This window comes from Dactylosporangium fulvum (genome assembly GCF_025137375.1).
In the GTDB taxonomy this organism is placed as follows: domain Bacteria; phylum Actinomycetota; class Actinomycetes; order Mycobacteriales; family Micromonosporaceae; genus Dactylosporangium; species Dactylosporangium fulvum.
The window spans coordinates 4456160-4471585 of sequence record NZ_CP073720.1; the positions used below are offsets into that span (position 1 = coordinate 4456160).

The 15426-nt window shown below is 70.1% G+C and carries 12 protein-coding genes and 1 pseudogene; 6 read left to right on the plus strand and 7 right to left on the minus strand.

All coding sequences use genetic code 11. The features are described 5' to 3' along the window. Nucleotides 1-2: 2 nt before the first annotated feature. Nucleotides 3-275: a hypothetical protein gene (locus Dfulv_RS21035; RefSeq protein ID WP_259865903.1), complete on the minus strand. Its 273-nt coding sequence runs from the start codon at nt 273-275 to the stop codon at nt 3-5. 468 nt (nt 276-743) lie between these two features. Between Dfulv_RS21035 and Dfulv_RS21040 the strand changes: the two genes are divergently transcribed. From Dfulv_RS21040 to Dfulv_RS21065, 6 genes and pseudogenes are all read left to right on the plus strand, one after another. Further along, nucleotides 744-3182 carry a carbohydrate-binding module family 20 domain-containing protein gene (locus tag Dfulv_RS21040; RefSeq protein WP_259865905.1) on the plus strand — a complete coding sequence of 813 codons (2439 nt, stop codon included), beginning with the start codon at nt 744-746 and terminating at the stop codon, nt 3180-3182. Between the two features lie 57 nt (nt 3183-3239). After that, nucleotides 3240-3326 (plus strand): annotated as a pseudogene (locus Dfulv_RS21045) (PadR family transcriptional regulator); the annotation flags it as partial. A 187-nt stretch (nt 3327-3513) separates the two neighbouring features. Next, nucleotides 3514-4311, plus strand: a complete 798-nt coding sequence (locus Dfulv_RS21050; protein ID WP_259865907.1) for an SAM-dependent methyltransferase — start codon at nt 3514-3516, stop codon at nt 4309-4311. A 77-nt stretch (nt 4312-4388) separates the two neighbouring features. Next, a complete protein-coding gene (locus tag Dfulv_RS21055; RefSeq protein ID WP_259865909.1) occupies nt 4389-4874 on the plus strand; it encodes a hypothetical protein in 486 nt (161 codons plus the stop codon). Between the two features lie 480 nt (nt 4875-5354). Continuing rightward, entirely contained in the window at nt 5355-6737 is a 1383-nt protein-coding gene (locus Dfulv_RS21060) for a metal-dependent hydrolase family protein (protein WP_259865911.1), read from the plus strand. A gap of 232 nt (nt 6738-6969) precedes the next feature. Continuing rightward, nucleotides 6970-7299, plus strand: coding sequence for a hypothetical protein (locus tag Dfulv_RS21065; protein ID WP_259865913.1), 330 nt, complete (start codon nt 6970-6972; stop codon nt 7297-7299). 144 nt (nt 7300-7443) lie between these two features. On the opposite strand, the gene Dfulv_RS21070 is transcribed toward Dfulv_RS21065, so the two are convergent. From Dfulv_RS21070 to Dfulv_RS21095, 6 genes are read right to left on the minus strand one after another with little or no spacing between them, the layout of a single operon-like run. Then, entirely contained in the window at nt 7444-8967 is a 1524-nt protein-coding gene (locus Dfulv_RS21070; protein ID WP_259865915.1) for an MFS transporter, read from the minus strand. After that, entirely contained in the window at nt 8946-10193 is a 1248-nt protein-coding gene (locus tag Dfulv_RS21075) for a dipeptidase (protein ID WP_259865917.1), read from the minus strand. Before Dfulv_RS21075 ends, Dfulv_RS21070 begins: the two co-directional genes overlap by 22 nt. After that, nucleotides 10190-11836, minus strand: coding sequence for a dipeptide ABC transporter ATP-binding protein (locus Dfulv_RS21080; RefSeq protein ID WP_259865919.1), 1647 nt, complete (start codon nt 11834-11836; stop codon nt 10190-10192). The genes Dfulv_RS21075 and Dfulv_RS21080 overlap by 4 nt, the downstream gene beginning before the upstream one ends. Then, nucleotides 11833-12717 (minus strand): ABC transporter permease, encoded by an 885-nt coding sequence (locus tag Dfulv_RS21085; RefSeq protein WP_259865921.1) that lies wholly within the window; start codon nt 12715-12717, stop codon nt 11833-11835. The genes Dfulv_RS21080 and Dfulv_RS21085 overlap by 4 nt, the downstream gene beginning before the upstream one ends. Nucleotide 12718: 1 nt before the next feature. Further along, entirely contained in the window at nt 12719-13741 is a 1023-nt protein-coding gene (locus Dfulv_RS21090; protein ID WP_259865923.1) for an ABC transporter permease, read from the minus strand. A 13-nt stretch (nt 13742-13754) separates the two neighbouring features. Continuing rightward, nucleotides 13755-15380: an ABC transporter substrate-binding protein gene (locus Dfulv_RS21095; protein WP_259865925.1), complete on the minus strand. Its 1626-nt coding sequence runs from the start codon at nt 15378-15380 to the stop codon at nt 13755-13757. Nucleotides 15381-15426 lie beyond the last annotated feature (46 nt).

The following is a 15426-nucleotide window of genomic DNA, read 5'->3' on the forward strand; positions in this document are numbered from 1 at the left end:
AGTCAGATCTCGATGGGGCGGCGTTGTAATCGGCCTCGGTGGGCAGCATCGGTGAACATGTATGGCTGGCCAGGAAACGCAAATATGCGCAGGTTGTGCCCGCGAAGAATCCTCGTGTCGATGGAGGCAAAACCGCCGCCGCGGCCCGGGCGGCGTGGCGCCAAGAAATGGCGTCGTCCCTGCTTGGCAGGGCGTACGGCGCCGTCCTGGCGCGAATTACACTCAAGCTCCATCGGGTTCGGCTTCGACACGGACTCTTTGTCGACCAGTTTCACGATCGATCTCGACGACCGACGCAACGACCTGACGACGTATTCACAACACGGAATTTCCGCAGGGCAGACGCCCTGGACCGGCCTCGGACCAATGTTGGCAGTTCCTGACCTGGGCGTGCGGCAATCGGCTGGGATTTCTCACCACGACATCACCCACCCGGCAGCGACGCCCACCTCAAGTCGCCTGCCGTGCCACGCTCCGACGTCCCCGGGACCTCACGCCCTCAACGACTGGGGGTCAACCGGCCGACGCGGGCGTCACCGCGTCGCTACCGCCCACAAACGGCTGAGTTCCGACGTATGCGTGTCTATCGGGCGAATGACCCACTGCGACAGCTGGATCGCCGGTGGGTCGCAGCATGGTGCCTGCAAGCTCTTGCAGATTTTGCAGGGATCATTCATTGTTCTCGTACCGGACGGCCGTCCATACCGCCAATGCGTCGTTTCGTCTCGGAAGGCCATTGCCTCATGAATCGAGCAAGACCGCACGTGCGCAGCCGGTTCCGCCACATGCTGCTCGCCGCCGCCGTCGCAGCTGCCGGCTTCACCACGCTGGCCACGGTGACCACCGCAGCGCCCGCCGGCGCCGCCGTCACGCTGAACGACAGCGAGGTGACGGCCAACCTCTGGGAGTGGAACTGGCGGTCCGTCGCCGCGGCGTGCACGAACCACCTCGGCCCGGCCGGGTTCGGCGCGGTGCAGGTCGCGCCGCCGCAGGAGTCGGTCAGCTTGCCGAACAGCAGTGACGGGGTGCACCCGTGGTACGAGGTGTACCAGCCGGTCTCCTACAAGCTGGAGAGCCGGCTCGGCAACCGCCAGCAGTTCGCCGACATGGTTACCGCATGCCACACCGCGGGCGTGCGAGTGTACGTCGACGCGGTCGTCAACCACATGGCCGGCGTGAACAACCCCGAGTCCGTGGTCGGGTACGCCGGCACCGACTTCTCCGGCCCGGGCTACAGCTTCCCCGGGGTGCCGTACGGGTACGGCGACTTCCACCACCCGGGCGACAATTGCCCGACCTCGGGCGGCATCAACGACTGGAACAACGAGGCCCAGGTGGCCAGCTGCGAGCTGCTGGCGCTGGCGGACCTGTACACCGAGAAGGAAAGCGTCCGCAACACGATCGCCGGATACCTCAACGACCTGCTCAACCTGGGCGTCGACGGGTTCCGCGTCGACGCGGTCAAGCACGTGAAGAAGGACGACTTCGCAGCGATCGTCGGCAAGCTGCGCAACACGGTCGCGGAGAACAAGCGCCCGTACGTCGCGCAGGAGATCTTCGACGGCGCCTCGAACGACGCGCTCAAGGCACGCGCCTTCATCGGCAACGGCGACGTGCTGGACTTCGCCTACGCCAAGGGCGTCAGGGCGCAGTTCCAGGGTTCGATCGCCAACCTCGCAAGCCTGCCGAGCTGGGATCTCGATGCGCCCAGCGCCAACGTGTTCGCCATGGTCACCAACCACGACCTGGAGCGCGACGGCGTCGTGCTGTCCTACAAGAACGGCACCGACTACACCCTGGCAAACTACTTCGTGCTCGCCTACCCGCACGGCAAGCCTTCGGTCTACGACAGCTTCACCTGGTCCAACCGCAACCAGTCACCACCGTCCGACGGCAATGGATACGTTACCGACACCGTCTGCGGGAACGGCTGGAACTGCCTGACCCAGACCACCGGGATCAAGGGCATGGTCGGTTGGGCCAACGCGGCCAAGTCCGTCAAGACCATCTCGGACTTCACGGCGGTCAACAGCAACGTCATCGGCTTCCACCGTGGTAACCGCGGCTGGATCGGCATCAACGACTCCGGCAGCGCCGCCACTGCCCAGTTCGTCACCGGCCTGGCCGACGGTGACTACTGTGATGTCATCTCCGGCACCGTGACCGGGTCGGGCTGCACCGGGACGGTGGTGAGCGTCTCCGCCGGCCGGGCCACCGTCACCATCCCCGCCAACAACGCGGTCGCCATCCACGTCAACGCCAAAGCGACCACCAACACCACGAAGGTCGCCACCACGTTCACTGTGACAGCCTCGCTGGCCGCCGGTCAGACGCTGCACGTCGTGGGCGACACCGCCGCACTCGGCAACGGCAACACCGCCGCCGCGTTGGCGCTGACCGCCAACGGCAACGGCACCTACGGGGCGACCGTCGACCTGCCCGCCACCACGACGGTCTCCTACCGGTACCTGGTCAAGGAGGGCGCGACGGTCGTCCAGCAGGAGTCTGCCGCCCGCACGTTCGCGACACCTGCGACCGGCACCGTCACCCGCACCGACACCTACGTGCCGGGGCCGGTCACGGACACCGTCTCCACCACCTTCAAGGTCACCGCCACCCCGGCCGCCGGGCAGGACGTCTACGTGGTGGGTAGCATCCCGGCGCTGGGCTCGTGGGCCCCGGCCAGCGCGATCAAGCTGACCGCGCAGGGCAACAACTCCTTCAGCGGCGTGATCGAGCTGCCCAAGTCCACCGCGGTGGAGTACAAGTTCATCAAGAAGACCGCCGCCGGTGCCGTCACGTGGGAGTCCGGCGCCAACCGCATCTTCACCACCCCGGCCAGCGGTACGCTCGCCATCACCGAGACCTTCCGCGGTGACACCCCCACGACCCAGGTCACCGCGTCCTTCAACGTCAGCGCCAGCACCTCCTGGGGCCAGAACGTCTACCTCGTGGGCAACGTCCCCGCCCTCGGCAGCTGGAACCCGGCCAACGCGATCCCGATGTCGTCCGCCGACTATCCGACCTGGCGCGCCACCGTCGTCCTGCCGCCCAACACCGCTGTCGAGTACAAGTACATCAAGAAGAACCCCGACGGCACGATCACCTGGGAGTCCGGCGGCAACCGCACTTTCACCACCCCGCCGACCGGCATCCGCACGAGCAACGACACCTGGAAGTAGCAAAACCGGGGGTGATTGAAGGGTCGTTGCAGATTCTTGCAAGAGTTTGCAACGACCCTCGACCGGCTCCGGATCGAAGGGCTGATCGAGGTCGACCGCGAAGAGGTGGTGGCGTCGCGGCTGCGCCGCTACTACCGGCTGACACGTGGACCGCGCCACCGCCGTCGCTCGATCCGGCCCACCGTCCAGTGCGGCTTCATGATGCGCACGTCAATTGGCCGAAGTCGTGGCTCGGGTACGTCTTCGAGCGCACATACACGTACGATCGGACCGCTCACGATCGCCGCAACGGTCCGCACAGACGACGGTCCCCTCGCATAGGAGCCTGGCCATGACCGAGATTGATGCCGAGCTTGCCTCGAAGCTTCAGATTGACGTGCCACATGCGGCACGGATGTGGAACTACTGGATGGGCGGTAAGGACAACTTCCAGGCTGACCGGGCCGCTGGGGACGCGGTGGCCGGGGTGTATCCGGAGATCGCCGTCATGGCGCGGCAGTCGCGGCGGTTCCTCATTCGTGTCGTGCGTTTCCTGGCCGCCGAAGCTGGCATCCGGCAGTTCATCGACGTCGGGACCGGCCTGCCCACTATGCAGAACACTCATGAGGTCGCCCAGGGGGTCGCGCCCGAGACTCGGGTCTTGTACGTCGACAACGACCCGATGGTGCTGGTGCACGCACGCGCGCTGCTGGTCAGTTCCGCCTCCAACGGGCCGATTTCCTATGTGGAGGCCGACTACCACGATCCGGACAAGATTCTCGCCGCGGCGGCGCAGACGCTGGACTTCCAGAAGCCGATCGCCGTGATGTTCATGGGTGTGATGGGCTACGAGCCCGACCTGGACGTGGTGCGCTCGATCGTGGACAGGATGATGAGTCCCGCCGCGTCCGGCAGCCACCTGGTGCTGTGGGACGGCACCGACACCAGTACGGCCGTGGTCGAGGGCGCCGATAAGCTGGCGGACAGCGGCGGAGTCCCGTACATCCTGCGCAGCCCCGAGCAGTTGGCAGCTTGCTTCGAGGGACTGGCGATGGTGGAGCCTGGCATGGCGCCGATCACCCTGTGGCGTCCGGATGACCCCCAAGCCGAGCGGATCGATGCCTACGGTGCCGTGGCCCGCAAGCCCTGATTGATCGGGTCCGGGTCCGAGAAGACGTGAGGTGATCTCAGCAGGAACTCGGTAGGTAGCGGTGTTCGAGGGTCGCCATGTTCGCCGTGCTGTCGCTGCTCGTCCGCGACTCCTACGATCCGGTGGCGCCGCCGTTCCTTGCCGGCCTGCTCACCCCGCTGCTGCCCAAATCGGTGCTCGTCCTGCTGGCCATGGTCACCGGTGTTGTGGTCGGCGGCACGCCGGGGGCGCCGCCGACGCCCGCGTACCGGGCGCTGGGTCCGGCGGTGGTCGCCGCCGGCGGTGCGGTGATCGGGCTGTTCCTGCTCGCGCTGTCGCGTGACGCCGGTAACGCGATCTCGGTCTCCGACGACTCGTATTCGAGCGGCGGCGATGTGTTCAGCCCCGGCGCCCTGTGGGTCGTTACCGGCGCCGCGGTCGCGATCATGCTCTTCGGCCTGCATCGCCGTGCCATCGCTCGTCCGCAGCGCTCGCGCCGGGGCGTGATGATTGTCGATGTCGGAGGCTGTGCGCTGATCCGGGCACCCGGCGCGAGTTCGGCGACCACGTCGTCGGGCGGGTAGCTGTTCGTGGCACGCACGAGCAGCACCGGCACGGTCACTATCAGTTGACCGCCGGGGTTGTGCGCGTCCCGATTGTTGGGCACAACGCGCAGCCCAGCGGCGTGTCGAGCCCATGTGGGTAGTCTGGGCTGAGGTGACGGAGTGCATTGGCACTCGCTGGAAGCGTACGTGAAGGATCGCTATGGGTACTTGTGGGGAGCCGGTCGGTAACCGTGCTGTCCGCCGTGCCCAGGCGCGCGATCTGGTCCGGCGCTGGTACATCGACACCTGCCGTGTCTCGACCATGGGCTGTCCTACCCACCATTGACCCGCCCATTGACCGACGGGGCGCGACGGTGACCGTGAGGCGTCGCCACCCGGCCAGCTTCTCCACCTGGTGAGTCCCGGCTCAACGCAGCTCGAGGATCAGGCCTGGCCGAGTCTGCCGGTCGTCAACCGACCCCGGCAGGCGTGCCCCCAACACAGGCAGGAACCAGCACCATGACCCGGACCCAGTTGCACGGCTTCGTACTGCGCGGCGTGCGCGCGCTGGACAGCCACGGCTACTTCTCCGACCCCGTGGACGTGGCGGTACGCGGCCAGCACATCGCGGCGGTCGCCACCAACCTGCCACGCTCCGCACTGTCCTGCGACATCGACGCCGAAGGCTTGTGGTTGATGCCGGGCGTGTTCGACTGCCACGCCCATGTCACGTTCGCCACGTACGACCCATTCGAGCTCGTGGTCAGGTCGCTGTCGGAGCGCATCCTTGAGACTGCGGCGATCTTGCGCCGGACGCTGGCGGGCGGTGTCACGTTCGTCCGCGACGCCGGTGGCGCCGACGCGGGGATCCGCGCCGCGCTGGAGGCCGGACACATCTCCGGACCGCGGCTCGCGGTCTCCGTGGTCGGGTTGAGCCGGACCGCCGGCCTCGGCGACGGTAACCTCAGCGGGCCCGGACTCGAGGCCCCGGTCGAGGTCACCGTCCCCACCTATCCCGGGCGCCCGAGCCACCTCGTCGGGCCGGGCGGGGTCCGGCACGCGGTCCGGGAGCTGGTGCGCGCCGGCGCCGACTGGGTGCACCTGTTCGGCAGCGGCGGGATCATGTCTGCGCGCCCCGGCGACCCGGACCTGGAGTTCAGCGCCGACGATCTCGCCGCGGCGGTGCACGAGGCAAGCACGTACGGGCGCGGGGTCATGGTGCAAGCGCTCGGTGCCCGGGCAGTAGCCGCCGCAGCACAGGCCGGGGCACGTTCCGTCGAGCACGGAATCGGACTGACCGAGCGGGAGGCCGGGCTGCTGGCGGCGAAGGGGGTCACGCTGGTGCCGACCTTGTCGATCTACAACGAGCTGGGCCGGCGAGCCGAGCGGGGCGAGCTGCCGCCGTGGGCGGCCGACCGTGCCCGGACCACCGTGGCGGCGCTGGGCGACACGATCGCCATCGCCCGCGATGCCGGCGTCAGCATCGCGCTGGGCAGCGACTTCGGTGATCGTGACCAGCACGGTGCCAACCTGGCGGAGATCTCGTACCTGCACCGGGCCGGCCTCACCGCCGCTGAGTCGCTGCTGGCCGCCACTGTCAACGGTGCCCGGCTCTGCGGCGTCGAGGACCGGCTCGGCCGGATCGCCCCGGGCTACCTGTTCGATGCCCTGTTGCTCGACCAGGACCCCGGCGACCTGACGCTGTTCGAGCGACCCGGCTGCGTGACCGGCGTCTTTTTGGGCGGGGTCCCGGTGCTGCCGCATGCCCGGATACCGGCAACGGCGTTGCGCGCCTGGGCAGCCGGAGGTGCGGCGCCTGCGAGCGCAACCGCGTCGCGTGTCAGGGCGGTCGACGACGCGGCGTCGGCCGGCGCGGAAGGGGCCGGTGTTGCCCTTGACTGATCGCTGGGCAGGTCCGCGTCACCGTCCCTGCTGCGGCCGACGAGGGCTGGGTTAGCCCAGCCGCTCCTCGCCGGTGGAGCCGCTTCAAGCATCTGCGTGCCTGGGCCGCGATGTGCGTTTTCGCAGGACACGGCACTGGTTCGGGTGTTGAATGAGCATGGAAAACGTGTATCAGCGCGGACCTTGCAAATGGGGGAAAATTATGCATCACACCGAAAAGATGGACAAGAGCATGCAGAAGGCGATCGAGGATTGCATGACGTGCTCAACGATGTGTGAGCAGACGATCGCGTACTGTATGGACATGCCGGGCGCCATGATGGACGCGCAGATGATGCGGATGATGATGGACTGCGCAGAGATCAGCAGGCTGTGCGCCGACATGATGTCTCGCATGTCGCCGATGCACATGGAAATGAGTGCGATGTGCATGCGGGCCTGCATGATGTGCGCCGACATGGCGACTAGCCGAATGCCGGACGACGCGCAGATGCGCAAGCTCGCGGAAATGTGCCGCACCTGTGCCGAGTCGTGCAGGACGATGGCGGGAGCAGCTGCCTGACCTCGGTGTTCGGCTCGACATCACCCGGTCGGCCTCACCGTAACCGGGTGCGTAGACACAAAGCACCCTCGCCGGCAACCGGCGAGGGTGCAAAAGCCCAGCTCGCAGGGTGTTCGCGAGCGTAGGCATCCGTGACCTGGCCACCTATCGGGCTGGATCCGGGCGATCCACGGCACCACCGGCGACCCGTTGGGCGAGTTCGGCCGCGTCCGCAACTGAGACGTTGGCGGCATCGGGAGCCGTGCCGTGGGACTGAGCGGCGATCCTCAGCGCCGGGCTGAAGGACAGCACGCAGGCGACCACGACGAGGCCGAAGCAGATGAGCAGGCCGTGCTGCAGGCCGTCGGCGGTGACGATCTGCAGGTCTGTGGTGAGTACAACACCGGTCACAAGTGCGATGCAGAACGTCGCCGACAGCCGTTGGGTCAGTTGCAGGAAGGCGGCCGCGACGCCGTGGTGGGTCGCTGGAGCGAAGCTCAGCGTGATGGCCCGCAGCGGCGGTTCGAGGATGGCCGAGGCGATGCCGATGATGATCTCGAGCGCGATGATCGCGGCTATGAAAGCGTTCCGGGTGAACGTCGTGCTCACGGCGACCAGCGCCGCCGTTCCGGCGACCTGGGTCACGAGTGCGACCGGCAGGGTCCGCACGCCGAGCCGGCCGAAGACGCGTGAGCTGACCGACGACGCGGCGATCCGCGCGAGCGCGCCCGGGATCAGGGCAGCGGCGACCACCAGCGGACTCCAGCCGAGGCCCTGCAGCAGGTAGATCGTCAGCACGGTGGAGTGGGCCAGCAGGCCGCCGAACCACAAGAGCGCGATCAGGTTGCCCACCACGAACCCGCGCGAGGTCATCAGCGCGGGGACGAACAGGGGAGTGCGGCCGCGGGCGGCGTAGCGATACTCCCAGGCGCCGGTTGCCGCCGCCAGGACGGCGCACGCGCCGACGACGGCCCAGAGCCGGCTGCCGTCGATGCCGGGGTCGATCACGGGCACGGTGACCAGCAGCACGAAGCCGGCGACCAGGATGATCGCCGGGAGATCGAGATCCACCCGTTGCGCATGCCGCGTTCGGCGTGGGATGAACCGGATCGTGAGCAGGAGCGTGGCCACGACGAACGGCAGGTTGAGGGCCAGCACGGCGCGCCATGCGAGATAGTCGGGTGCCGCCGCGAGCACGAGCCCGGCGCCGAGCGGTCCGACCACCGCGGCGGCGGCGCCGGCGGCGCTGTACGCGGCCAGCGCACGCACCCGCCGCAGACCGGTGAACTGGTCCTGGATGATCCCGAGCACCTGTGCGCTGATCAGTCCGGCGCCCAGTCCCTGGACGGCGCGTGCGGCGACCGCCCACCAGATGCCGGGCGCCGTTGCCGAGGCGAGTGCACCGATCGCGAACAGCGCAAGACCGAGCACGAACAGGACCCGGCGCCCCAGTGCGTCGCCCAGCCGCCCACCGGGAACCAGGCCGAGACCGAACGTCAGCGAGTAGACCGACAGAAACCACTGAACCCCGCTGGTCGGTGCTGCGAGTTCGGTTCCGAGGTGCGGCACCGCGTAGTTGACGACCGCCGAGTCCAGCAGCGTCGCAAAACCGGCGCCCGCGCAACAGGCCAGCACAGCCAGATCGGCCCGGCCGCCGCCCGGGGCGCTCAGACGGCGACCTCGGGCCACAGCGGGGTCTCGGCGACGTCCTCGGCGTCGCGCAGCACGCGCAGCACGTTGCGGCCGGTCAGGGCCTCCAGCTCCGCGGCGCTCCAGCCGCGCTCGGCCAGCTCGTGCAGCAGGCGCGGGTAGCCGGACACGTCGGCCAGCGCGGCCGGCTGCCAGTCGACGCCGTCGTAGTCGCCGCCGAGGCCGAGGTGCTCGACCCCGACCACCTCGCGGGCGTGTTCGACGTGCGCGACCACCTCGCCGATCGACACCTCAGGGCGCGGGTGCGCGACCAGCCAGCGCGCGAAGCGTTCGTCAGGGCTGCCCGCCAGGGCCCGCGCCCGGGCTTGCTCGGCGGCGAGGGCGGCCGCGTCCTCGCCCGGCCGCGGCGCACGCGGCCAGGTCCACGGGATTGCGGGCAGGCCGTGTCGGCGCCGCTCGGCGGCGGCCTCCTCGGTCCATTCGGCGACAGCCGGGGAGACGAAGGCCGGTACGAAGGTGAGCTGCAGGACGCCACCGTTGGTGCGCAGCCGCCGCAGCTCGGCGTCGGCGACGTTGCGCGGGTGGTCGTTGACCGCCCGGACCCCGGAGTGGCTGAAGATGACCGGCGCGACGGAGACGTCCAGCGCGTCGCGCTGGGTGGACGCGGCCACGTGGGACAGGTCGACCAGGACGCCGAGGCGGTTGAGCTCGGCCACGACGGTGCGGCCGGTGTCGCTGAGGCCGCCGGCGGACGGGTCGTCGGTGGCGGAGTCGGCCCAGGCGGTGTTGTCGTTGTGGGTCAGCGTGAGGTAGCGGACGCCCAGTCGGGCCAGGGTCCGCAGCACACCGAGCGAGCCGGCGATGCTGTGACCGCCCTCGACGCCGATGAGCGAGGCGATCCGCCCGCCACGGATCGCGCGCCGCACGTCCCCCGCGGTGTACGCGACCGCGAACACGTCCGGGTAGGCGGCGACGAGGCGGTACACGGCGTCGATCTGCTCCAGCGTGGCCACAACGGCCTCCGGCTCGGGCAGGTGCGAGGGCACGTACACGCTCCAGAACTGCCCGCCGACCCCGCCCGCGCGCAGCCGGGGTATGTCGGTGTGCAGCTCCGGGCGGTGCCCGTCGAGGCCTTCGACGCGGTAGCCGGCGGTGGCCCGCAGCGCGGTCGGCAGGTCGTTGTGCCCGTCGATGACCGGCATCGCGGCGAGTACCCGCTCGACCAGGATCTCGCTGCGGCTGGCCGGCGCCGCCTGGGTGCTCATCGGACCGGACCGGCGGGCACGGTGCGCCGGGCGCGGCGCTCGGACTGCCGGGCCGGGTCGGGCAGCGGGGCTGCGTCGAGGAGGCGGCGGGTGTACGGATGGCTCGGCTCCCGCATCACCCGGCGGGTCTCGCCGGTCTCGACGGCGACGCCGCGGTGCAGGATCATGACGCGGTCGGCGACCGCCTCGACGACAGCCAGGTCGTGGCTGATGAACAGGGCGGCGAAGTTTCGCTCGCGGTGTAGGCGCATGAGCAGCTCCAGGATCGTCGCCTGGACCGAGACGTCCAGGGCGGAGGTGGGTTCGTCTGCGATGAGCAGCCGCGGGCGCAGCGCGATGGCCCGGGCGATGGCCGCGCGCTGCCGCTGGCCGCCGCTGAGCTCGTGCGGGTACCGCGCGGCGTGCCCGGCCGGCAGCTCGACCAGGTCGAGCAGTTCCGTGACCTGGCCGGCCACGGCAGCCCGGTCCAGGTCACGGCGGTGTACGCGCAGTGGTTCGGCGATGCTGTCGCCGATGGTCAGCTGGGGGTTGAAGCTGCTCGCCGGGTCCTGGAAGACATAGCCCAGCTCGCCGGGTCCGGTCCGCACGTTCAGCGTGCCGGCCGCGACCGGGACCAGCCCGGCGACCGCCCGGCCGATCGTCGTTTTGCCGGAGCCGCTCTCCCCGACCAGCCCGAGGATCTCCCCGGCGGCGATGCGGAAGCTCACCCCGTCGACTGCACGGGTGCCGACCCGGCCCAGCACCCGCGGGTACTGCACGACCAGTCCTTCGGCTTTCACCACCGGCTCGGCCGCCCCGGCGGGAGCCGGACGCGGCGCGGCGTCGCCGAGCGCGGAGCGGCCGGGCACCGGGATCGCGGCCAGCAGCCGCCGGGTGTAGTCGTGCGCGGGCGCGGCGAACAGCTCGCCGGCCGGCGCCTGCTCGACCAGCCGTCCCCGGTGCATGACCGCGACCCGGTCGGCGACGTCGGCGACCACGCCCATGTCGTGGGTGATGAGCAGGATGCCGGTGCCGAGGTCGGTGGCGCAGCGGCGCAGCAGGTCGAGGATCTCGGCCTGGACGGTCACGTCGAGCGCGCTGGTCGGCTCGTCGGCGATGAGCAGCCGGGCGTCGAGGGCGAGCGCGGCGGCGATGAGCACCCGCTGTTGCTGGCCGCCGGAGAACTGGTGCGGGTAGTGCCTGGCCCGGCGGTGCGGCTCGGGGATGCCGACGGCGTCGAGGAGCTCGACCGCGCGGGCCCGCCGGGCCGCCCGGCCGCGCACGCCGTGCGCGCGCAACCCCTCAGCGATCTGCCAGCCGACCGGGTACACCGGGTTCAGCGCGGTTGCTGGCTCCTGGAACACCATGGCGGCCGCGGTGCCGCGCAGCCGGCGCAGTTGCCGGGCGTCGAGGCCGAGCACGTCCTGCGGCGCCGAGCCGTCCGCCGGGCGCAGCAGCACCCGGCCGGTGGCGGTGGCGCTGCGCGGCAGCAGCCCCAGGACGGCCTTCGCGCTGGCGGTCTTGCCGGAGCCGCTCTCGCCGACCAGCGCGACGATCTCCCCGGAGGCAACGGTAAGGCCGAGCCCGCGCACTGCGGCGACGTCGCCGCCACCGACGGCGGCGAAGCGCACATGCAGGTCCTCGATCCGCAGCAGCGTGGTCACCAGGCCTCCCGCAGCCGGGGGTCGGCGAGGTCGGCGAGGCTCTCGCCGATCAGTGTGAGACCGAGGACGGCCAGCACGATCGCGACGCCGGGCGGTACCGCCGTCCACCAGATGCCGGCGGTGACGTCCGGCACGGCCTTGTTCAGGTCGTAGCCCCACTCGGCGGCCGAGTTGGGCTCGATGCCGAAGCCTAGGAACCCCAGCCCGGCCAGGGTCAGGATGGCCTCGGAGGCGTTGATGGTGACCACGACCGGCAGGCTGCGCACCGAGTTGCGCAGCACGTGCCGGAACATGATCCGCCCGCGGCCTGCGCCGATGACCCGGGCGGCGTCGACGAACGCCTCGCCCTTGACCCGTACCACCTCGGCCCGCACCACCCGCAGGTACTGCGGCACGAACACCGCGGTCACCGACACCCCGGCCGCCGCGAGCCCGCCCGTCAGACTCGACCGGCCGTGGCTGACCGCGATCGCAACGAGGATGGCTAGCAGCAGCGACGGGAACGCGTACACGGCGTCGGCCGCGCCGACCAGCGCTCGGTCCAGCCGCCCGCCGACGTAGCCCGAGACCAGGCCGAGCAGCACCCCGGCCAGTAGCGCCGGGACCACCCCGAGGACGACCACCAGCAGCGCGGTCCTGGCCCCCCACAGCGTGCGTGACAGCACGTCGTAGCCGGTGACCGTGGTGCCCAGCGGATGGCCCGGCCCCGGGCGGACCTGCGAGCCGAACAGCACCCCGCCGGAGGTGAGCTCGGCGAAGCCGTGCGGTGCCAGCACCGGCGCCAGCAGCGCCGTGACGGCGAACAGCCCGGCCAGGGCCGCGCCGGCGACCAGCATGCCGCGCTGGACGCCGGAGACGTTCTTCAGCAGCGGTACGGCCATGTCAGTACCGCACCCTCGGGTCCACGAGCGCCGCGACGGCGTCGACGAGGAAGTTCGCCACCGCGACCACGACCGCGAAGACCGCGACGAGGGCCTGCACGGCGACGTAGTCCCGGGCGGTGAGGTAGTGCGCCAACTCGAAGCCGAGGCCCTTCCACTCGAACGTGGTCTCGGTGAGGACCGCCCCGCCGAGCAGCCCGGCGATCTGCAGCCCCAGGACCGTGATCACCGGCACCAGAGCCGGGCGGGTGGCGTGCCGGTTGCGCAGCCGGGCCTCGGTGACGCCGCGGGAGCGGGCGGCGGTGACGTAGTCGGCGGACAGCGTGCCGATGAGGTTGGTGCGCGCCAGCCGCAGGAAGATCCCGGCAACCAGCAGGCCGAGCGCGACGGCCGGCAGCACCGCGTGGCGCAGCACGTCGAGGACGGCGCCGCCGTCGCCGCTGCGCAGCGCGTCGACCAGATAGATGCCGGTCACGCTGGAGCGGTGTGCGAGCTCAAGCTGGACCTCGGTGCTGGCCCGGCCGGCCACCGGGAACCAGCCGAGCCACACCGAGAACACCAGCTTCAGCACCAGCCCGACGAAGAACACCGGGGTGGCGTAGGCCAGGATCGCCGAGAGCCGCAGCACGACGTCCGGTGCGCGGTCGCGGTAGTAGGCCGCCAGCCGGCCCAGCGGCAGGCCGACGACGAGCGCGATGGCCAGGGCGTAGCCGGCCAGTTCGAGCGTGGCGGTGCCGTAGGTGCCGAGCAGGTCGGCCACGGACCGGTTGTCGGTCGCGGTGCGGCCCAGGTCGCCGGTGGCCACCCCCTTGAGGAAGTCGAGGTACTGCACCAACAGCGGGCGGTCGTAGCCGGCCTGGTGTAGCCGCTGCTGCAACTGCGCCGGCGTGAGCCGGTCGCCGAGCGCGTTGGTGACCGGGTCCCCGGTGAGCCGCATCAGGAAGAACACGGCGGTCACCAGGGCGAACACGGTCGGGAAGATGAGCAGGAACCGAACGGCGAGGTAGCGGGCGAGTCCGGGCACCGGTGACCGCCGCTCAGCGCCGGCTGAGCTCGGCCCAGCGGAACTGGTACGCGCTGTCGAGCTGCTTGGGCACGCCCTCGATGCCGGCCCGGGTCACGATCGCGGTGGAGCCCTGCAGCAGCGGCAGGATCGGCACGGCAGCAGCGACCGTGTCCTGGATCTTGCGCAGCAGCTCGGTGCGCCTGGCCTGGTCGATCTCGGTCTGTTCCTGCTTGATGAGGGCCTGCACTTCCTTGTCGTCGTAGCCGTTGTTCACCCAGTTGTCCGCGGCGAAGAACGACCCGACGTAGTTGTCGGCGTCCAGGTAGTCGGCGTACCAGCCCAGCTGGTAGGCCGGATACTGGTCGGCGACGCGCTGCTTGCCGTACTGCGCCCACTCCGTCGACTGCAAGTTGACCTTGAACAGTCCGCCCGCCTCGAGTTGCGTCTTGATCAGCGCATACTCGTCCTCCGACGAGGAACCGTAATGGTCGGTGTTGTACTGCAGGTTCAACGCGACCGGCGTGGCCACCCCGGCGGCGCTCAGCAGCGCCGCAGCGGCCGCCTTGTCGGGCCCGCCCTGCTTGTCGCCGTAGAGCGGCTTGAGCGACTCGGTCGCGCCGGTGATGCCCTGGGGCACGTAGGAGTACAACGGCTGGAACGTGCCCTTGTAGACCTGCTTGGCCAGCTGGGGCCGGTCGACGAGCGAGGCGGCGGCCCGGCGCACCGCGAGTGCCTTGGCCGGATCGGCCTGCGCGGTCGCCGAGCCGTGCGGCTGGGTCTTGAGATCGAAGACGATGAACCGGATGCCGTTGCCGGAGCCGGTGTGCACGACGACGTCCGGGCGGTTGCCGAGGTCCTGCAGGTCGGGGATGGTCAGCGTGCGGTAGACGACGTCGACGGCCCCCTGCTGCAGGTCGAGCTTCAGGTTGGACGCGGCGGTGTAGTACTTCAGCAGCACGCCCTGGTTCTTCGGGGTGCCGAGGAAGCCTTGGTAGGCCGGGTTGGGGCGGAACGACACCAGGGAGTTCTTGGCGTAGCTGTCGATAGCGTACGGCCCCGACCACGGCTTCGCCGCGACTATCGCGTCGTCGTCGAGGATCTTGTCGGCCGGGAAGACCTCCTCGTCGACGACGAAGCCGGCCGAGGTGGTGAGGATCTGCGGGAAGAGCGAGTCGTTGGCCGACTTCAGCGTGAACTGCACGGTGGTGGGCGCCGGCGCAGCCACCGAGGCGAGGTTGTACAGCAGCGACGACGGCCCGTTCTTGTCGGCGATGCGCAGCTGCCGCTCGAAGCTGAACTTGACGTCCGAGCTGGTCAGGTCGTGGCCGTTGGCGAACTTGAGCCCCGGCTTGAGCTGAACGGTGTACGTCGTGGGCGCGCTCAGGGCGATCGAGCTGGCCAGGTCGGGCTTGACGTCGGTGGTGCCGTTCGGGGCGTTGAGCAGTGTGGCGTACACCTCGGACTCGACGGTGCCGGACCCGGCGTCCCAGGACCCGGCTGGGTCGATGCTGCTGACCTGGTCGGTGGTGCCGATGGTGATGCGCGGCGTGCCCGCGCCGCCGCCGTCGTCGGGCTCCGCGGTGGCGGTGGTGCATGCGGCGAGGCCGAGCAGCGCGACGGCGGCGGCCGCCAATCGTGGCGTTCGTGTTCTACGCATGCGGCTGATTAAACCATGTTTTCCCATCTGTAAAATAGGAAAAGGC